This is a genomic window from Aminobacter sp. J41 (assembly GCF_000526635.1).
Lineage (GTDB): Bacteria > Pseudomonadota > Alphaproteobacteria > Rhizobiales > Rhizobiaceae > Aerobium.
In genome coordinates this window covers 73,735-91,215 of sequence record NZ_JAGL01000003.1, presented here as the reverse complement: position 1 = coordinate 91,215, position 17,481 = coordinate 73,735, and the positions used below count along the sequence as shown (strand labels likewise).

Annotated in this window: 21 protein-coding genes; 6 read left to right on the top strand and 15 right to left on the bottom strand. The window is 63.0% G+C overall.

Going from position 1 to position 17,481, the window contains the following annotated elements:
• Nucleotide 1: 1 nt before the first annotated feature.
• Nucleotides 2–1,018 (bottom strand): tRNA dihydrouridine synthase DusB, encoded by a 1,017-nt coding sequence (dusB, locus tag L630_RS0103320; protein WP_024846866.1) that lies wholly within the window; start codon nt 1,016–1,018, stop codon nt 2–4.
• A gap of 159 nt (nt 1,019–1,177) precedes the next feature.
• On the opposite strand from dusB, the gene L630_RS0103315 reads away from it, so the two are divergent.
• Together L630_RS0103315 and L630_RS0103310 are read left to right on the top strand one after the other, a co-directional pair.
• Nucleotides 1,178–2,365 (top strand): bifunctional 2-C-methyl-D-erythritol 4-phosphate cytidylyltransferase/2-C-methyl-D-erythritol 2,4-cyclodiphosphate synthase, encoded by a 1,188-nt coding sequence (locus L630_RS0103315; protein ID WP_024846865.1) that lies wholly within the window; start codon nt 1,178–1,180, stop codon nt 2,363–2,365.
• A complete protein-coding gene (locus L630_RS0103310) occupies nt 2,362–2,862 on the top strand; it encodes a CinA family protein (protein ID WP_024846864.1) in 501 nt (166 codons plus the stop codon). Before L630_RS0103315 ends, L630_RS0103310 begins: the two co-directional genes overlap by 4 nt.
• Before the next feature lie 18 nt (nt 2,863–2,880).
• On the opposite strand, the gene L630_RS0103305 is transcribed toward L630_RS0103310, so the two are convergent.
• Together L630_RS0103305 and cysE are read right to left on the bottom strand one after the other, a co-directional pair.
• Nucleotides 2,881–3,090, bottom strand: coding sequence for a DUF3126 family protein (locus L630_RS0103305; protein ID WP_024846863.1), 210 nt, complete (start codon nt 3,088–3,090; stop codon nt 2,881–2,883).
• Between the two features lie 107 nt (nt 3,091–3,197).
• The gene (gene cysE, locus L630_RS0103300; protein WP_024846862.1) at nt 3,198–4,016 is read right to left on the bottom strand and encodes a serine O-acetyltransferase; all 819 of its coding nucleotides are present in this window, start codon (nt 4,014–4,016) and stop codon (nt 3,198–3,200) included.
• A gap of 129 nt (nt 4,017–4,145) precedes the next feature.
• On the opposite strand from cysE, the gene L630_RS0103295 reads away from it, so the two are divergent.
• A complete protein-coding gene (locus L630_RS0103295; RefSeq protein WP_034329260.1) occupies nt 4,146–4,925 on the top strand; it encodes an enoyl-CoA hydratase-related protein in 780 nt (259 codons plus the stop codon).
• 16 nt (nt 4,926–4,941) lie between these two features.
• Here the strand turns inward: L630_RS0103295 and L630_RS0103290 are convergent, their stop codons facing one another.
• The 5 genes from L630_RS0103290 to L630_RS0103270 all read right to left on the bottom strand — a co-directional run bounded on the left by L630_RS0103290 (nt 4,942) and on the right by L630_RS0103270 (nt 8,398).
• Nucleotides 4,942–5,808: an alpha/beta hydrolase gene (locus L630_RS0103290; protein ID WP_024846860.1), complete on the bottom strand. Its 867-nt coding sequence runs from the start codon at nt 5,806–5,808 to the stop codon at nt 4,942–4,944.
• On the bottom strand, nt 5,805–6,578 hold the full coding sequence (locus L630_RS0103285; protein WP_024846859.1) for an alpha/beta hydrolase: 774 nt from the start codon (nt 6,576–6,578) through the stop codon (nt 5,805–5,807). Before L630_RS0103285 ends, L630_RS0103290 begins: the two co-directional genes overlap by 4 nt.
• 44 nt (nt 6,579–6,622) lie before the next feature.
• Complete coding sequence (locus tag L630_RS0103280; protein WP_024846858.1) at nt 6,623–7,126, bottom strand: DUF192 domain-containing protein; 504 nt, start codon at nt 7,124–7,126, stop codon at nt 6,623–6,625.
• A gap of 26 nt (nt 7,127–7,152) precedes the next feature.
• A complete protein-coding gene (locus tag L630_RS0103275) occupies nt 7,153–7,740 on the bottom strand; it encodes a cold-shock protein (protein ID WP_024846857.1) in 588 nt (195 codons plus the stop codon).
• Between the two features lie 190 nt (nt 7,741–7,930).
• The gene (locus L630_RS0103270) at nt 7,931–8,398 is read right to left on the bottom strand and encodes a hypothetical protein (protein WP_024846856.1); all 468 of its coding nucleotides are present in this window, start codon (nt 8,396–8,398) and stop codon (nt 7,931–7,933) included.
• A gap of 147 nt (nt 8,399–8,545) precedes the next feature.
• Between L630_RS0103270 and L630_RS0103265 the strand changes: the two genes are divergently transcribed.
• Nucleotides 8,546–9,019, top strand: coding sequence for a hypothetical protein (locus L630_RS0103265; RefSeq protein ID WP_024846855.1), 474 nt, complete (start codon nt 8,546–8,548; stop codon nt 9,017–9,019).
• A gap of 1 nt (nt 9,020) precedes the next feature.
• Here the strand turns inward: L630_RS0103265 and L630_RS0103260 are convergent, their stop codons facing one another.
• From L630_RS0103260 to L630_RS0103230, 7 genes are read right to left on the bottom strand one after another with little or no spacing between them, the layout of a single operon-like run.
• Nucleotides 9,021–9,884, bottom strand: a complete 864-nt coding sequence (locus L630_RS0103260; protein WP_144708669.1) for an alpha/beta hydrolase — start codon at nt 9,882–9,884, stop codon at nt 9,021–9,023.
• Nucleotides 9,885–9,907: 23 nt separating this feature from the next.
• Nucleotides 9,908–11,512, bottom strand: coding sequence for a molybdopterin-binding/glycosyltransferase family 2 protein (locus L630_RS0103255; protein ID WP_024846853.1), 1,605 nt, complete (start codon nt 11,510–11,512; stop codon nt 9,908–9,910).
• Nucleotides 11,509–12,219 (bottom strand): XdhC family protein, encoded by a 711-nt coding sequence (locus L630_RS0103250; RefSeq protein WP_024846852.1) that lies wholly within the window; start codon nt 12,217–12,219, stop codon nt 11,509–11,511. Before L630_RS0103250 ends, L630_RS0103255 begins: the two co-directional genes overlap by 4 nt.
• A 1-nt stretch (nt 12,220) precedes the next feature.
• On the bottom strand, nt 12,221–12,553 hold the full coding sequence (locus L630_RS0103245; RefSeq protein ID WP_024846851.1) for an XdhC family protein: 333 nt from the start codon (nt 12,551–12,553) through the stop codon (nt 12,221–12,223).
• A gap of 30 nt (nt 12,554–12,583) precedes the next feature.
• Nucleotides 12,584–13,822 (bottom strand): VWA domain-containing protein, encoded by a 1,239-nt coding sequence (locus tag L630_RS0103240; RefSeq protein ID WP_024846850.1) that lies wholly within the window; start codon nt 13,820–13,822, stop codon nt 12,584–12,586.
• A 1-nt stretch (nt 13,823) separates the two neighbouring features.
• The gene (locus L630_RS0103235; protein WP_024846849.1) at nt 13,824–14,753 is read right to left on the bottom strand and encodes a MoxR family ATPase; all 930 of its coding nucleotides are present in this window, start codon (nt 14,751–14,753) and stop codon (nt 13,824–13,826) included.
• 13 nt (nt 14,754–14,766) lie between these two features.
• Nucleotides 14,767–15,261, bottom strand: coding sequence for a flavin reductase (locus tag L630_RS0103230; protein WP_024846848.1), 495 nt, complete (start codon nt 15,259–15,261; stop codon nt 14,767–14,769).
• A 136-nt stretch (nt 15,262–15,397) separates the two neighbouring features.
• Here L630_RS0103230 and L630_RS0103225 point away from each other — a divergent pair, with 136 nt between their 5' ends.
• Both L630_RS0103225 and L630_RS0103220 read left to right on the top strand, forming a co-directional pair.
• A complete protein-coding gene (locus tag L630_RS0103225; RefSeq protein ID WP_024846847.1) occupies nt 15,398–16,429 on the top strand; it encodes a branched-chain amino acid ABC transporter substrate-binding protein in 1,032 nt (343 codons plus the stop codon).
• Nucleotides 16,426–17,430: a P1 family peptidase gene (locus L630_RS0103220; protein WP_024846846.1), complete on the top strand. Its 1,005-nt coding sequence runs from the start codon at nt 16,426–16,428 to the stop codon at nt 17,428–17,430. The genes L630_RS0103225 and L630_RS0103220 overlap by 4 nt, the downstream gene beginning before the upstream one ends.
• The last annotated feature ends 51 nt before the right edge of the window (nt 17,431–17,481 follow it).

The window sequence follows — 17,481 nt, the reverse complement described above, 5'->3', positions numbered from 1 at the left end:
TTCACGCTGCACTCCTGAGCGGCTCGTCCGCAAACGCCTGTCTGAGGCCATCGATGACGATCGCTGGTTCCGTCGATGTCATGATCTGCTGCCGAAGTTCCGGCGACACGCCGGATGCATGCCGTTCGAGGTACCAGCCAAGATGCTTTCGGGCATGGCGCAGGCCCTGCCCCTCACCGTAAAACATCAGCATGTCGGCGTAATGATCGGAAATATAATCAAAAAGCTGACGCGGCGTGCGGGGTACGGAGAGGTTCTGCTCGTCATACGCTGCCGAGGCAACCTCGCCTGCGAGCCATGGCCGGCCGTAATGCTCTCTGCCGATCATCACCGCGTCGGCGCCGGAGCGTTCGAGCATGTCGAGAGCGTCGTCGTGACTGGAAATATCGCCATTGGCGACGACCGGTACGCTGACGTTCTCCTTGATCCGGCGGATGGCGTCACGGTCGGCCCTGCCCTTGTAGAACTGGCAGCGGGTGCGGCCGTGAACGGTAATCATGGCGACGCCGGCGCTTTCGGCCCGCGCAGCGATCGCCGGCGCATTAATTGAATCTTCGTCCCAGCCGAGGCGCATCTTCACCGTTACCGGCACATCGACTGCCTTCACCACGGCTTCGATCAGTGTCAGGGCATGATCAGGCTCGCGCATCAGCGCCGAGCCACAATAGCCGCCCGTCACCTTCTTGGCGGGACAGCCCATGTTGATATCGATGATGTCCGCGCCCTCGGCCGCTGCTATTCGAGCGCCCTCGGCCATCCACTCGGCATCACGGCCCGCAAGCTGCACCATGTGAATGGCGACGTCCGGACGCCTGATTCGCAGCTCGGAGTTCCGGCGGCCCTTGGCGAGCTCCGCACTGGCTACCATTTCGGATACGACAAGACCGGCCCCGTGCGCGATCGCCCGGCGGCGGAAGGGCTCGTCCGTCACGCCTGACATCGGGGCGAGTATGACCCTGTTGGGAATTTCCAGCCCGCCGATCTTCAATGGTTCAGCCAGAAGGCTTCTACAGCTCATGCACAAAAACCATGCAGTAAGAGTTGATGCACATTCCATAGACATGAACGCGTTGCGCTGCAATCCGGAAATTGAAGCCGCAATGATTTTCTGAAGGCTGGTCATTCACCGCCGCTCCAACTATGGGTTCGGTGGTCCACTGGGGGAATGCAGAAGACCATGAGCAACCGCAGAATCGGTGCAGTACTCGTGGCCGCAGGACGCGGCGAACGAGCGGGGCAGTCAGTCGAAGGACCCAAGCAATATCGCAAGGTTGGCGGCGAACCGGTCATTCGCCGGGCGCTGCGCGCCTTCAGGAAACATCCGCTGATCTCGGAAATTTCTGTCGCGATTCACGCGGAGGATTTCGAGCTGTTCCGGCAAGCGGTTGGCGATCTGGCTGAGGGTGTCACCGTGGTGCCCGGCGGGCCTACCCGGCAAGCCTCGACGCGGTTGGCGCTCCTCGCCTTGCAGGACAAGAACCTGAACGGTGTGCTCATTCATGATGCAGTACGCCCGTTCGTGGACGCCGCACTGATCGATCGCGTCTGCGCTGATCTTTCGGTCGGGGCCCTGCCCGCTGTTCCGGTATCCGACACTATCAAAAAGGCCGACAAGGACGGGATCGTCGTCACGACCGTTCCCCGCGCCGACCTTTATGCCGCCCAGACGCCGCAGGGATTTCCCTTCGGAAAGATTCTTGAAGCGCATGAGGAGGCCTTCCGGCAGGGCCGCGAAGATTTTACGGACGATGCGGCGATCGCCGAATGGGCCGGCATTCCGGTTCGGATCGTCGAAGGCTCCCCCGACAATGTTAAGCTGACCTGGGCAAAGGACATCGAAATGGCGAATGCGCGGCTCTCCCAATCCTTTCCGGACGTGCGGACCGGCAATGGCTACGACGTCCACTCGTTCGGCGAGGGAGATCATGTCACGCTGTGCGGCGTCGCTATCCCCTACCACAGGGCGCTCTCGGGCCATTCGGATGCGGACGTCGGCCTGCACGCCCTCACCGACGCGCTGCTCGCCACCTGCGGTGCCGGTGATATCGGCACCCACTTCCCGCCGTCCGACATGCGGTGGAAGGGTGCCGCATCACGCATCTTCGTCGAGGAGGCGGTACGGATCGTGCGCGAGCGTGGCGGGCGCATCGCCAATGCCGACATCACCCTGATCGCCGAAGCCCCGAAGGTCGGACCGCATCGCGAAGCGATGACGGCGACCCTTTCCCACATGCTCAAAATTTCGCCGGATCGAGTGTCGATCAAGGCAACCACCAATGAGCGGATGGGGTTTGTAGGCCGCGAAGAAGGAATCGCAGCCATCGCGACCGCCACGGTCGTCTATCCAGGGGAACTGCCGGAATGACAGAGATCGTTGAACGCACCCGCCTCCTGCTCGAAATCTGCAAGAAGCGCGGGATTCTCGTTGCCACAGCCGAATCCTGCACCGGCGGGATGATCGTGTCGCTGATGACCGACCTGCCTGGCTCGTCCTCTATGGTTGATCGCGGCTTCGTCACTTATTCGAACGAAGCCAAGATGGACATGCTGGGCGTCTCGTCGGCCACGCTGGAGAAGTATGGCGCGGTGTCGGAACAGACAGCGCTGGAAATGGCTGCGGGGGCGCTAGAGCGCTCGCGCGCGGGACTGACGCTGTCGGTGACCGGCATTGCCGGTCCGGATGGTGGCAGCGCGGAGAAGCCAGTCGGGCTTGTGTGGTTCGGCGTCGCGCTGAAGGGACAGGCTCCAAGGGCGGAGCATCGTATTTTTAAGAACCGCGGCCGCGACTATGTCCGGCATCAGGCGGCATATCACGCAATCGAGCTGGCGCTCGACGCGCTGAAGGAAGATGGGACCGCTTAGGCGCGGCCCCAGCTCATTTTAGTCGAGATCGACGTCGAGGATCGCCATCGAGAAATTGTAGGAGAGATCGCCGTCGTCATCGTCCTTGAACACGATGCCGAGAAACTCTTCGCCGATGTAAACCTCGCAGGAATCGTTCTTGCGCGGGCGTGCCTTCACCTGAAGCTGCGGGTTCTGGAACGTGCGCTTGAAATAGGCATCAAGCTTCTTGATCTCTTCGGGCTTCAAAACCTGTACTCCGATGACTTTGGCTTAGGCGGCGCTTCTGGCACGCTGAGCACAAGCATGTAAAGCCCGAGGGGCCTCTTTCAAGACAGGGTTGGGGATACGCCGCGTCAGCTTCTCGTGATGAGCTGGTCCATCGCCCGGGCCGGCTCGTCGCACCCCGTTTCGCCGACGATGCGGGCGGGAACGCCGGCTACCGTCTTGTTGTTCGGGATCGAGTTCAGCAGCACGGAACCGGCCGCAATCTTCGAGCAATGGCCCACTTCGATGTTGCCGAGAATCTTCGCTCCGGCTCCGATCAGCACGCCGTGGCGGATCTTCGGATGCCGGTCGCCAGCAGTCTTGCCGGTGCCGCCGAGCGTCACGCCGTGGAGGATCGACACATCATCCTCGATGACTGCCGTCTCGCCGACGACGATGCCGGTGGCATGGTCGATGAAGATGCCCTTGCCCATCCTGGCGGCTGGGTGGATGTCGGTCTGGAACACCGCCGAGGAGCGGCTCTGCAGGTAGAGCGCGAAATCCTTGCGGCCGCGGCTCCAGAGCCAGTGGGCGAGGCGATGCGTCTGGATCGCGTGGAAGCCCTTGAAGTACAGAACCGGCATCAGGAACCGGTCGCATGCGGGATCGCGGTCGTAATAGGCTTGGATGTCCACCCGCACGATGGAACCCCATTCGGGGTTCTCGGCGAACATCGCCTCATAGGTCTGGCGGATGAGGTCGGCCGGAAAATCGGAATGGTCGAGCCGTTCGGACACGCGATGAATGACCGCGGATTCGAGGCTGGTCTGGTTGAGTATTGTCGAGTAGAGAAAAGCCGCAAGTAACGGATCGCGGTCAACGGCTTCGCTCGCTTCGGCGCGTACCGCATCCCAGATCGGATCCATCGGCTTCACAGTCTCGGACCGGATTGCTCGGGTGCTGCTCATCGTGGCTTTCCTCGTCGATCGCCCTATTGCGGACGCAGGGCCAACCATAAACCCAACAGGCTGTCAACTAAACCTAATTCTTCTGAACGTCCGTTCAATGGAAACTGACATGCGCGTGATGGTGATATCGTGAAATCCGGGTTCTTGAATGTGGCGCGTGACAGCGCCGTCGTCACCATCACGATTAACCGGCCGGATCGCAAGAATGCGATGAACCAGGCGATGTGGCGGGAGATGGCGGATCTCTATACCCACCTCGCCCGCGACGAGGATGTTCGGGTGGTCGTATTGACCGGCAGTGGCAAAGATTTTTGCGCTGGCGCCGACATCAACGAGTTCGACACCGTGCGCAAGGATGCGGCGAGCGCGCGGGCCTATGAGGCAGAAAATTCCCGAACCTTTGCCGCCATTCGCAACTGCCCCCTGCCGACGATCGCCGCGATCCGCGGCATCTGCTTCGGCGGCGGTTTTGGTCTTGCGGCGTCCTGCGACATTCGCATTGCCGATACTTCGGCACTGTTCAGCGTTCCGGCCGCACGCCTTGGACTTGCCTACCCGGCGGATGCGATGGCCGATATCGTTAATTCGGTCGGGCCCCAGCTGGCAAAATACCTAGTCTACTCGGCGGCGCGCCTCGATGCGCAGAACGCGCTGTCAGCGGGGTTCCTGATGGAACTGGTACCAGAGGATCTCGATGCGCATGTGCAGCATCTCGCGGCCGAGATTGCGGCGAACGCACCGCTCACTATCCGCGCTACCAAGGCGTCGATCCGCGCCTGTCTGACGGGCAAAGAAGACGAGCTGGCGCAGGCGGTGGCGCTTGGTGACGCGACATTCGAGAGCGAAGACTATGCGGAAGGCCGCGCTGCGTTCCGCGAGAAGCGGCGGCCCGTATTTCGCGGCCGCTAAGCGGAGTGGAGTCCGCTCAGGCGGCCTCGTCCTCGCGCAGGAAATCGAGAACTGCGTTGCAGAACACGTCGTTCTTGTCGCCGGCGATCATGTGTCCTGCCCCGCTAATGTCGACATAGGTCGCAGCGGGTGCCAGCGAAACGAATTCTCGGGCATGCTCTTCCTGGACGAGCTCGGACTGCATTCCGCGCACGAGAAGCGTCGGCACGCGCAGCTCGGGCAGCCGCGCGGTCAGTTCTTCCATTGTCGCCGCAGCACCGGCATTGATGTTCGAAGGGCTGGTGATGAAGGCCGGATCCCAGTGCCAGCGATAACGGCCATCTTCGCAAAGGCGCAGGTTCTTGCGCAGGCCATCAAGCGAGCGCGGGCGCTTGCGATGCGGCATGTAGGCTGAAATCGCGTCCGCCGCTTCTTCGAGCGAGGCGAAGCCCTCGTCGAGACGTGCGCCCATGAAACCCTGCACTTTGCTCACGCCCTGCGGGTCCATGCGTGGCGTCACGTCCACCAGGATCAGCGAATGGATCAGCGGCCCTTGGCCGGTCTCCGCCAGAAGGGCGGACAGTCCGCCAAGCGAAGCGCCGACGGCTGATGGACGAGCATGAAATTTGTCGATGACCTGCTGGAAGATGGCGGCTGCGTCTGCGCCGTACGCTCTGAAGGTATAGTTACCGCTCGCCGCCCATTCGCTATCGCCGTGGCCACGGAGATCGACCGTAATCGCCCGCATGCCGGCTTCGGCGATGCGGCGCGCAGTGGCGTCCCAGGCGCGACGCGTCTGGCCGCCACCATGCAGGAGCACGACCGGATGGCCGCGTCCATCCCAGAGGTCCGCCTGCAGGCGGTTGCCTTCAGCGCCAGCAAATTCGAGCGAAACCGGCTTCATGTGATCGGATGTTCCTTGAGGAATTCGATCACCCGCGCCTTAAAGGTGCGGTCGCCGACTGCAAGCATGTGGTCCCTGCCCTCGATGTCGAATGCTTCACCGTTCGGCAGCAGTGCCGCGAGACGTTGGGCGGAACCGGCAATGTCGTCCTTGGTCCCGACGCCAACCAGCACCGGTGCGGTGATGGTCGTCATCTGCGCTTCCGAAACCAGTTCGCGCGAGGTAGCGATGCAGGCCGCAAGCGCCTGACGGTCGCTGCGGGTCTGATCGGCAAAGGTGCGGAACATTTTTCCGCGCGGATGGGAGATCGCCTCCGGATCGGGCGCAACCAGCGCATCAGCAATTGGATCCCAGTCGCCGACACCGTCGACCATACCGTAGCCGAGGCCACCAAGGATCAACGTCGCGATTTTTTCGGGATGCTCCAGCGCAAGGAATGCCGAAATGCGCGCGCCCATCGAGTAGCCGAAGACGTGAGCTTTCTCGATGCCGAGATGATCGAGGAGCGCGGCCGCGTCGGTCGCCATCTCGCTCGGCGTGTAGGCGGCGGGGTTGTAGCTCTTGGTCGAGCGGCCATGACCGCGGTTGTCGAGCGCGATGACGCGATAGCCGGCTTCGGTCAGGGTCTTCACCCAGCCAGGCGAGATCCAGTTGACGAGATAGCTGGACGCGAAGCCATGGATCAGGAGGACCGGTTCGCCTTCACCGCCATTCGCCGGCGACTGCTCAATGAACGCGATCTCGAAACCGTCGTTATGAAACGTCTGCATCAGAAACTGTCAGCCCCGTCTGGACCCGGTCAGAGCCAGACCGCCTAGTCCGCAACCACATCAATTCGCGGATGGCGCAAGCGCACGCCATCGACGATGCCCGCCTTCTGCGCTGTCCCGGCCTTCAGTTCAAGAACAAATCGGGTCGGAGCGTTCGGCGTGATGGATGCAGTCGAAAAGGGTTCGCCCGGAAGGACGGCGATCACCTTGCCGTCCTCACCGATGAAGACGAGATCAAGCGGCATCGGCGTGTTCTTCATCCAGAAGGCAACCCGACGGGTCTGTTGGAACTCGAACAGCATGCCGTGATCGTCCGGCATCTCGGTGCGGAACATCAGGCCGGCGGCGCGCTCGTGGTCCTCGTCGGCAACCTCGATAGTGAACGACTTTTCGCCGCTGGCGGTCTCAGCAACCAGAGGTGCCGGATCGATCTCCAGGATCATCGGATTGCCGGTCGCGGCAGGCGCCTGTGCGAGCACGGAAACAGGAGCCGCGGTCGCGACGAGGGAAATGGCCAGCAGGGCGGCGGTCCAAGATGGTCGATGCATATCAGGTTCCCCTGCCGACTGATGAATCAGTGAGCGATCGGCAAGGTACCTATGTCAGGGTGAATTTCGGCAGCCATAAGGCCTTTATCACCGTGGCCGTAGCGCACGAGCACCACCTGGCCGGGGCGCAGTTCGGTCAAGCCGTAGCGCCGGAGCGTCTCCATGTGGATGAAGATGTCTTCCGTGCCCTCGCCGCGCGTGAGGAAGCCAAAGCCCTTGGTGCGGTTGAACCACTTCACCAGCGCGCGCTCGAGCCCGCTTTCCGGTACCACGGTGACATGCGTGCGCTGCATCGGCTGCTCGGCCGGATGGACAGCGCAGGAGTTGTCCATCGATATGACCTTGAATGCCTGGAAGCCGCGTTCACCCTTGCGGATGAGACAGACGATACGGGCACCTTCCAGGGCGGTCTGGAAACCGTCCTTGCGGAGGCAAGTGACGTGCAGGAGAACGTCACCGATGGTTGCGTCATCGGGGACGATGAACCCGTAACCTTTGGCGACGTCGAACCACTTGATGTTACCAGAAACCTCGATGAGATCGACATCGCTGGTTTCGTCCGCAACATCGTTGCTGGTCGCGTATCGCCCCTCAAAAGAGGCCCTATCCCCCATACCGACGTACCTCTCGTTCGATCGGCCTACTGATTCTTAACGGAAGGATAACACTGGGGGTCGTCGCTATAGCAATAGCCGCTGCGTAATTTTCAACACATCGTGGCAGAAGTTCTGGCAGCAACCAGAGCGCGCGTACTATTGGCCGCCCTCGGGACGTTTAAAGCACAAGTTTCGCGCAAGTTTCGGCCTAACGCCGGGCGCGCTTCGCGTCGTCGATCAGCATGTTGGCGATCTGCATGCGCAGGGCCGCGCGCTCGCGGAATTCCTCTGGAACGCGGTCCGGATGGTAGCGCTTGGCGAACATGCGACGCGCGCGGTCGAGGTCTTCCGGCTTCTTCGCGGACGCAATGCCCAGTTCGCGGGCAATCGACTGCGGGTCGAGGAAGAACAAGTCCTCGAGTGCCGGCTGGAGATGCGGCGGCGTCTCCTCCTTGAGGGGTTCGCGAACCTTGCCAGCGTTGGAACCATATTCCTGCATCGCTCGCTCGGGGAACAGCGAGATGTTTTCCGCCTGCAGTCGCTCGATCTGCTCCAGCATGTCAATGCGGAGAGACGGCGCCGCAATCTTCTCACGTGGCTGCGGCTCCACGGCTTCGGATGCAGCGATCAGGTCATCCAGCAGCGATGCAAAATCGAGCTTCGCGTCCTCGGCCACAGGGGCCTCCCCAGTTTCGCGTTTTGATTTGACGCTAACGTCAAGTGGTTAAAAAGGTTCTGAATTATGCTCCATACTCACGGATCGTGCAGTTCCTTCAAGGCGTTCTCCCCAGTTATCGTAACCAGAATGTAAAAGGAGAAACGGATGCTTCGTTCCGCACTGGCCTGCCTTGCAGTCATGGGCTGCGCCACCTCCTCTCTGGCAGAGGAGGCTTATCTCGACGACCATTCCAATCCGGCTGCGCTGGTGCGCTCGCTCTACAACGCGATCAATCGCGGCGAGTATGCACGCGCGTTCAGCTATTTCGCCGAGCCGCCGGCAGCTGATCTTGAGAGCTATGCCGCCGGCTTCGCTGACACCCGCCACGTGCGGCTGAAGACCGGCGAGGTCTTCGAGGAAGGCGCGATGGGGAGCGCCTATTTCGAATTGCCGGTCGCCATCGAGGCGACGAAGGCCGACGGCACGCGCCAGACTTTCGCCGGCTGCTACTTTCTCAAGCGCGGTGGCGTCATTTCCGAGGAAACGTTCTCACCGCTCATCATCGAACGCGGCAAGCTACGGCCAAGCAAGCTGCCGCTGGATCGGGCGGTCCCTGCCGACTGCGAAGAGTGGACGTGACCTAGCGGCTCGCTGAAGCCATCCAGTTCAGCGTGTGGCGCCAGTCAACCATCCGGATTGGTGTGCCATGGCTTCCGGTCTCGAAGCGGACGAAGCGTGCGGGATAGTTCGGGTCCCTGGCGAGAATGCTGCGGAAGAAGGCTTCCTGCTTTTCCACCGGGAAGACCTTGTCCGCACCGCCATGCCCGAAATAGACCGGGACGCGGGCCTGGAACGCCGGGCTCCTGAGGAACGAATTGTCCCAATGGGAGCCAAGGAGGAGCAAGCCTCCGAGCTTCGGCACTACCCTCTTGTCGGCCGCCAACGCCCAGCAGATTCGGCCGCCCATCGAGCCGCACGCCACGAACACCTTTGCGCGCGGTGACGCCCCCGCATAGGTCGAGATGAGATGGCTGACCTGGCTCGCGCCCGCGGCTTCGAAGTTGGAGAAATCGACGGTGAGATAAAGCCCACCATTTCGGGCGGCGAGGTTCTTAATGCGGTTGAAGTTGCCGCCAAAGGTGAAGTCGTTCATCCCCTGCAGGCGGCTTCCACCCTGCCCGTGCACGTAGACGACGATGAATTTCGCACCTTCCCGTTCGCCGACGGCGACATGCGGGATACGGCCTACATCGGTCACGAGATTGAGATCCTGCTGGACCCGTCGTGGCGCGAGGTCGACGTAACGTGAATACACTCGCTTTTCTGGGATCTCGTCGCGCTGGTTGATGTCCCGCTCCGAGCGGTAGTCGACGGAGAGATAGGCGCCGCCGTCGCCCGTCTCCAACGCCTTCGGATAGGTGAAGAGGTCATCCTTGTAGGGTCCGAGCAGTTCCGCGCTGGCGGTTCTAACGGCGGCAGGCGCAAGCAGGATGGCGAGCAGCATGAGGATTGTGCTCGCCGCCGCTCTCATCCTTCGAGTACGCCTCCGGCGAGCGCCATCGCCTCCGGCGTATCGACATCGAGACTCGCGGCCTCGCCTATCTCAACCTCGATCACCGGCAAGTCGCTGCCTTCGACGAGGTGACGGGCGCCGGTGTCGCCTTCGAGCTTCGCGACAGCCGGGAACAGCGACCGCGGCAGGATGACCGGATTGCCGCGCTTGCCGGCGTGCGTTGCCGGGACAATCGACCTGCCACCGGCCTTCACGAATGCATCGACCAGCCGGTCGAGGTCTGTTGTCGAAACGCGCGGCATGTCGGCAAGGACGATCATCGCGCCGGCAATGTCAGGCGGCAGGGCGCCGATGCCCGCCTTGAGGGACGAAGCCAGGCCGGTGGTATAGTGGTCGTTGACGACAATGCGCACCGGTGCGTCTCCGAGCGCAACTGTTACGCGGTCCGCCTGATGCCCCGCAACCAGCACTAAGGTGCGAACCTTCGCCGCCGCAACGCAGTCCGCGATATGGCGGACGAGGGGAACGCCGTCGAACAGCGCAAGCAGCTTGTTGGGACCGCCCATGCGCTCGCCCTTGCCGGCTGCGAGGATTACGGCTGCAACCGACAGGCTGCGCGCCGGCTTCGGCTCGCGCGGCTGCGGCCGCGATTCGATCTCCATCAGGAGGCCCCCTACCCCCATTCCGGAGATCTCGCGATCACTGACGGGTAGGCCCGCCATCAGGCGGTCCAGGACCCAGTCGAAACCGTTCAACTTTGGGCTGCGGGCGCATCCCGGCGCCCCGATCACTGGCCTGCTCGCGATTTCGCCAAGGACGAGCAGATTGCCGGGATCGACCGGCATTCCCACGCGCTCGACGCGCCCTTCCCGGCGGATCGCTGCAGGAATGACGTCGTCGGCATCCGCCACCGCGGAGGCGCCGAAGATCAGCACCATGTCATGGCGGGCGGCCAGCGCCTTAGCTGCCTCCGCCACGGTAGGTGTCTCGTGGGAGACCCGGATTTCCTCCGCGAGGATGCTGCCTGAGCGCGCCAGACGATCGGCGGTACGCTCGGCAGTCCTGTCGAGGACGCTCTTCTTGATCGACGGCAGCACCGTCTGCACCAGCCCAACCCGTCTGGGCTGGAACGGATGCAGCTTTATCGGGAGATCGCGGGATGCAAGAGTGATTGCCTGGCGAACGAGCGGCTCTGCGACCGCAAACGGGATGATCTTGACCGTGGCCACCATCTGACCTGCCTCGACCGTCGAAAAGTCCGGCAAAGTCGCCAGCGTGATCGCCGGATCGATCCGGTTCAGTGCGTCGACGACGCCGCGATCCACCGTAAAGACGCCGCTGACAACGGCGTGAAGATTAACGCGTCCCGTCGAGGCGGGGCGCGCCTCGATGCCCTGGCTGACCAGTGCAGCCGCAATCAGCTCGGCGGCCTTGTTCTCATCGAGATCGTCTGGCGCCTTGGAGGCCACGACGACTTCGGTCATGCCTGCCGACTGCAGCTGCCGAACATCATCGGCCGAGAGGATGCGGCCCTTGCGCCAGGTCTGCGCCCCGACGGTGATCGAATGCGCCAGAATCGCGCCTTCTACTTCGCCGACCGGGACCGCTCCGAACTTCATTCGGCGAGCTCCATCTGAACGGGAGCGAGGCCACGCGTGCGCAGCGCCTTGATGATGTCGCCTAAGATGGCGACAGCGATCTCCGCTGGCGACGCTGCCGCAATGTCCAGACCGATGGGCGCATGGATGCGGCTAATCTGCGCGTCGTTGAGGCCAGCCTCACGCAAGCGTTCCACCCGCTTGGCGTGCGTCTTGCGGCTGCCGAGCGCGCCTACGTAGAAGCAGCCGGTTTCAAGCGCGGCCTGCAGCGGCAGGTCATCGACCTTCGGATCGTGCGTAACCGCCGCCACGGCGGCGAAGGTGTCGAGCGGCCGGCGCTTCAGGTAGTCCTCGGGCCACTCCGGATAAAGCGCGACATTCGGGAAGCGCTCTTCGCTCGCAAACGCAGTGCGCGGGTCAACGATCTCGACGTCGAAACCGGCGATCTTAGCCATCGGTGCCAGCGCCTGACTGATGTGGACCGCGCCAATCACGACGATGCGCGGCGGTGGCAGATGCGCGTTGAGGAACCACGATTGGTCGTTGACGTCGATGGTGCCGGATTTCCCGGTCCGGAACGCCGCTTCTACGGCATCGCGAAACTCGCTGGCGATTGGCTCGCCCTCGCGGATGAGCTGACTGCTGCCGTCAGCAAGATCGGTGAGCACGATCACGGCGCGACGACCACGGCGCTCCGCATTGATTGCCTTGAGAATGGATGCGTCCACGTCAGTTCAACCGCTCGACAAAAACACGGATACGTCCACCGCAGGACAGGCCAACCCGCCAGGCGGTTTCGTCGGCAACGCCGAATTCGAGCATGCGTGGCTGGCCACTGTCGATGACGTCGAGGGCCTCGGTGACCACAGCGCCTTCGACGCAGCCCCCTGAGACGGAGCCCAGAAAATTGCCTTCAGCGTCGATGACGAGCTGGCTGCCAACCGGCCGTGGTGCAGAGCCCCAGGTCTCGATCACAGTGGCGAGTGCGACAGAACGGCCTTCGCCCAGCCACTCCTCGGCAGCGTCCAACGGGTCCCGTGTCTCATCTTTCGCGGTATGCATGATGTTCCTCCCAGAACACTATGATCCGGCTCAGGCCGCCGTGCCAACCCCCATCCAGCGCCGTGGATGGACCGAGCGCGATTTCGTTGCTGACAGCGACGCCACCAGGCCGCCGAGCGACTTCAGCGAGTGGACCGGCCGGAACTCGTCGACATGCGGCAGCATGGCCCGAACGCCCTTCGCGCGCGGCTCAAAACCGTCGAAACGCAGCAGCGGGTTGAGCCAAATGAGGCGCCGGCACGACTTCGACAGCCGCTCGATTTCCGCGGAAAGCAGCTCGGTGTCGTCGCGCTCGAGTCCGTCGGTGATGAGGAGCACGACTGCCCCCTGCCCCAAGACGCGCCGCGACCAGCGCAGGTTGAACTCGCGCAGCGTCTCGCCGATCCGGGTGCCGCCGGACCAGTCCTTCACGGCCGCCGCGCAGTCGGTCAGCGCATCGTCCGGATCGCGATGGCGCATCTGGCGCGTCAGGTTGGTGAGCCGCGTGCCAAAGACGAAGGTATGGACGTGGCCGCGCTGCGCCTGCAGCGCGTGCAGGAAATGCAGGAATGTGCGGGTGTACTGGCTCATCGAGCCTGAAATGTCGGCAAGAACGACCAGCGGCGGATGCACCTTCCGCACCGACCTGAATTTCGGGAGGATCAGCTGGCCGCCGGTTCGCATCGAGGCGCGCATGGTAGCGCGCGGGTCGGTGCGGCTGCCGCGCGGATCAGCCCGCCATCGCCGCGTGCTGACAAAATCCTCGGGCAGCTGCAGCTTTGCGATAGCCTGCCGCGCCTCGGCGAGTTCGGCCGCGCTCATCTGCGCAAAATCCTTTTCGCGCAGCACCTCGCTGGTCGAGGTGGTGAAGCGGGCATCGACCTCGATCTCCGGGACTTCCTGAGCCGCCTGCTTCTGGCGATGGCCCTCGAACATGGCATCGCCCACGCGCGTCTCGGCAGCGCGGTTCTTGCGCGTCTCCTGACGCGGCGGCGCGACCGGCGAGAACATGGCGATCATCTTCTCGATCAGTTCGCGCGACTTCCAGAAGAGCTTGAATGCCTCGTCGAAGGTGGGGTGGTCCTCGCGCCGCTTCACAAGGACAGCGTGCAGCGTCCAGTAAAAGTCGTCTCGTGAGCCGATGCCAGCGGCGAGCACCGCGTCGAGCGCATCCTTGACCGAGGCAGGACCGACCCGCATGCCAGCCTTGCGAAGCGCGCGGGCAAAATAGACGATGTTGTCCGCGAGACGGCCGTGGGGATCCGCGCTCGCTGGAAGGGTTTCCTGCATGTCACTCGGCTGCAGCAAGCTCGGCCTTCACCTCGTCCAGAATCCGGCGCCCCTCGCCCTGGCTGATGCGGGCGATGTCGTCCTGGTACTTCAGCAGCACGCCGATCGTGTCTGAGACCGTCTCCGGATCGAGTGCCACCTTGTCGAGTTCGGTAAGCGCGCCGGCCCAGTCAATCGTTTCGGCGACGCCCGGCACCTTAAACAGGTCGATCTGGCGCAGCTTCTGGATGAAGCGCACGACCTCCGCGGAGAGCCGCGCATTGGCCTGCGGGACCTTGCGCTCGACGATCTGCAGCTCGCGCTCCGCATCCGGATAATCGACCCAGTGGTAGAGGCAACGGCGCTTGAGCGCGTCATGAATTTCGCGCGTGCGGTTGGTGGTTATGATGACCAGCGGCGGCTCTTCCGCCTTTATCGTCCCGAGTTCCGGGACCGTTACCTGCCAGTCGGACAGTATTTCGAGCAGGAACGCCTCAAAGGCCTCATCGGTTCGGTCGAGCTCGTCGATGAGAAGAACCGGTGCTTCTCCCGGCTTGCCGCTGAGAGCTTCCAGGATCGGCCGCCGGATCAGGTATTTTTCCGAGAAGACGTTGCGCTCCATGGCGGCGCGGTCAGTCTCGCCCGTCGCCTCGTCCATGCGGATCTCGATCATCTGCGCGGCGTAGTTCCACTCGTAGACCGCGGTCGAGACGTCGAGGCCTTCGTAACACTGCAGGCGGATCAGCCGGCGGTTGAGGGAGCTAGCGAGGACCTTCGCGATCTCGGTCTTTCCGACGCCGGCCTCGCCCTCGAGGAACAGCGGCCGCTGCATGCGCAGGCTGAGAAACAGCACGGTCGCAAGGGCACGATCGGCGACATAGTCGGCACCCGCCAGCAGCGCCATCGTTTCGTCAATTGAAGTCGGAAGCGACTGCGACTGGGAGCTGACCATCAAACCTTGATCCTTACAGCTTCTTGTATTCCCGATGATGGTAGATGAGCGGCTCGAGGCTATCGCCTATTCTGATGCCTGTCACCTTTCCGAACAGGATGCGATGGGTAGCAAAATCCTTGGTCTCGACAACGTGACAGTCAAAGCTCGCTTCTGTGCCAAGCAGAACCGGTGCTCCGGTCGAGATCGTTTCCCACTCGCCGAGCTTGAAGCGCTCTTCCTGTGGCAGACGGGTGAGGCCGGAGAAGGCATCGGCAATAGGCTGCTGGGCTGCGGAAAGGGTGTTCAGCGCAAAGACGCCATTGTTCGCGAAAAGGTCGTTGTCCGGCTTGGTGCGATTGAGGCAGACGAGGACAGTTGGGGGATCGTCGGACACTGAGCAGGCGGCAATTGCGGTGGTGCCGCGTCTTCCGAAGGGGCCGTCGGTCGTCACCACATGTACGGCCCCAGCAAAGCGGCTCATGGCCTCACGGTAAAGGCGCGGTTCAACAGCATTCTTCAAAAGCACGAGCGCGATCCGGATTGTTAGCTTTCGTCACGATATAGTGGCTGGTGCGATTGCCACCAAGCACGGATCGTCTAATCGGTTGCGAAGAATAGTGCCAGCCTTTACCACATCGCTCCAGGGGTGGAGTCCGCATCACGTGTCGCGTCCAGTCAGTCTTATCGCAGCGGCAGCTGCGCTGGTTTTCTCAGGTCAGGCAGCTCTTGCTGCCGATGCACCCATCGGCCTCATGGCGCCGCTGAGCGGCAACTTCGAAATTCTTGGCAAGCAGATGCAAGAGGGTGCGGCTGCGGCGGCGCAGGCCAAAGGCGTCGAACTCGCCATTGCCGATGACCGCTGCGATGCCGAGGGCGGCGCTTCTGCTGCGCGCGAACTGATTGCCAGGGATGTCGCTTTGGTCGTTGGTGGCCTTTGCTCCGAGGCGATGGATGCCGCACTTCCACTTCTCACCGAGGCAAGCATCCCCGTCATCAGCACCGGCGTGCGCGCTGACCGCTTCACAGACCTGCGCGAACGCGAAGGCTGGCTTTTCTGGCGCGTCGCACCGCGCGACGATGCGGAACGCTCTGCCGCAGCCGACATCCTAGTCCCACTCTGGCGCAATGACCTTTTTGCCATCGTCGACGACGGCACGATCTATGGCCGCGAGCTCGCCGAGACGTTGCGTCTTGCCGCCGAAGTCGCCGGCCTCAAGCCCGCCTTCGTCGATACCTTCCGGCCGCAATCGGAGAACCAGTTCGCGCTGATCGGAAGGCTGACGCGCGCTGGCGCCACAAACGTGTTCGTCGGCGGCGACCGCGACGACATTGGCATCATCGCCCGCGATGCGGCCGAAGCGAAGGCTGAGCTCACAATCGCCGGTGGCGAAATGCTCCGTGCTCCTTCAGGCATTCCGCTTCGGGCTGGCGTGCTGATGGTGGGCATGCCAGAAGGTTCCCCCGAGTTAGAAGGCTATGCATTTCCCGCCCATGCGGCCGTCGAAATCGCCGCCGCGGCGCTGACGCAAGCTGGCGACGACATGGCATCCATCCAGGAGCTTCTGTCCAGGAGCGAGTTCCAGACTGTGATGGGGCCCGTGAAGTTCGACGCGAAGGGAGACCTCAGCCGCAATCCCTACCGGCTGCACCGTTTCGACGGCGAAAAGTTCGTTATTGTCGAGGACCAGCGGTGACCCTTCGTCCCGGACCGCGCAATCTCATCACGGACGTGGCCGGCCTCCGCGTCGGCAACGCACAGGATCACCGGCTCAAGAGCGGCGTAACCGCGATCATCCCGGACAAGCCATCCGTGGCGGCGGTGCAGGTGCTTGGCGGCGCCCCCGGAACCCGCGAAACGGATGCGATGGAACCGCACAATTCCGTGCAGGAGTTCCATGGGCTGGTACTGTCGGGTGGCTCGGCATTTGGCCTCGATGCCGCATCTGGCGTGCAAGCAGCCCTTCGCGAGCAAGGCATCGGCTTCGACGTGTCAGGTCATCGCGTGCCGGTCGTGCCTGCGGCGATTCTGTTCGACCTCGCCAACGGCGGTGACAAGGCCTGGGGCCGGTTTCCGCCCTATCGGGAGCTCGGATACGAAGCGGCGAACGCCGCTAGCGTTGAGTTTGAACTGGGCACGGTCGGTGCAGGCACCGGCGCGTTGACCGCCGGCCTTAAGGGCGGCCTCGGTTCCGCGTCGACGGTGCTGCCGAATGGGATAACGGTTGGCGCACTCGTTGCCGCCAACCCTCTCGGGTCGGTCACCATGGGACGAAGCAGGCATTTCTGGGCGGCACCCTTTGAAGTTGGCGACGAGTTCGGCGGTCTTGGCCTGCCCTCGCCGCTGCCGGCCGACACTGCTGAAATCCGCTTCAAGTACCACGCGTTCAATGCCGCAACGACGATCGCGGTGATTGCGACTGATGCGGTGCTGACGAAGGCCGAGGCAAAACGGCTGGCGGTGGCGGCCCATGATGGCTTTACCCGTGCGATCTGGCCGGCGCACACGCCCGGGGACGGCGATCTTGTGTTCGGCATGGCAACCGGCACGAGCGGGATCGTGCCCGATCATCACGCATCGATGGACCTTGCCGCCGTCGCCGCCTCAACAATGGCGCGTGCGATCGCCCGCGCGGTCTATTTCGCCACTCCGGCCGAGGGCGACGTTTTCCCAAGCTGGACGGCGCAGTTCGGCTAGGACTTGCCCCGCACAGGCTCTGGCGGCATCCTGACGCTATGGAAAGGAGCC

Bases quoted from the DNA above. Each gene is read 5' to 3' on its own strand.
- L630_RS0103265 (WP_024846855.1), top strand. From the start codon at position 8,546: ATGCTTCGTTCCGCACTGGCCTGCCTTGCAGTCATGGGCTGCGCCACC.
- dusB (WP_024846866.1), bottom strand. From the start codon at position 1,018: ATGAGCTGTAGAAGCCTTCTGGCTGAACCATTGAAGATCGGCGGGCTG.
- L630_RS0103285 (WP_024846859.1), bottom strand. From the start codon at position 6,578: ATGCAGACGTTTCATAACGACGGTTTCGAGATCGCGTTCATTGAGCAG.
- L630_RS0103260 (WP_144708669.1), bottom strand. From the start codon at position 9,884: ATGCTGCTCGCCATCCTGCTTGCGCCTGCCGCCGTTAGAACCGCCAGC.
- L630_RS0103275 (WP_024846857.1), bottom strand. From the start codon at position 7,740: ATGGGGGATAGGGCCTCTTTTGAGGGGCGATACGCGACCAGCAACGAT.
- L630_RS0103245 (WP_024846851.1), bottom strand. From the start codon at position 12,553: ATGCATACCGCGAAAGATGAGACACGGGACCCGTTGGACGCTGCCGAG.
- L630_RS0103315 (WP_024846865.1), top strand. From the start codon at position 1,178: ATGAGCAACCGCAGAATCGGTGCAGTACTCGTGGCCGCAGGACGCGGC.
- L630_RS0103235 (WP_024846849.1), bottom strand. From the start codon at position 14,753: ATGGTCAGCTCCCAGTCGCAGTCGCTTCCGACTTCAATTGACGAAACG.
- L630_RS0103290 (WP_024846860.1), bottom strand. From the start codon at position 5,808: ATGAAGCCGGTTTCGCTCGAATTTGCTGGCGCTGAAGGCAACCGCCTG.
- L630_RS0103255 (WP_024846853.1), bottom strand. From the start codon at position 11,512: ATGAAGTTCGGAGCGGTCCCGGTCGGCGAAGTAGAAGGCGCGATTCTG.
- L630_RS0103310 (WP_024846864.1), top strand. From the start codon at position 2,362: ATGACAGAGATCGTTGAACGCACCCGCCTCCTGCTCGAAATCTGCAAG.
- L630_RS0103240 (WP_024846850.1), bottom strand. From the start codon at position 13,822: ATGCAGGAAACCCTTCCAGCGAGCGCGGATCCCCACGGCCGTCTCGCG.
- cysE (WP_024846862.1), bottom strand. From the start codon at position 4,016: ATGAGCAGCACCCGAGCAATCCGGTCCGAGACTGTGAAGCCGATGGAT.
- L630_RS0103280 (WP_024846858.1), bottom strand. From the start codon at position 7,126: ATGCATCGACCATCTTGGACCGCCGCCCTGCTGGCCATTTCCCTCGTC.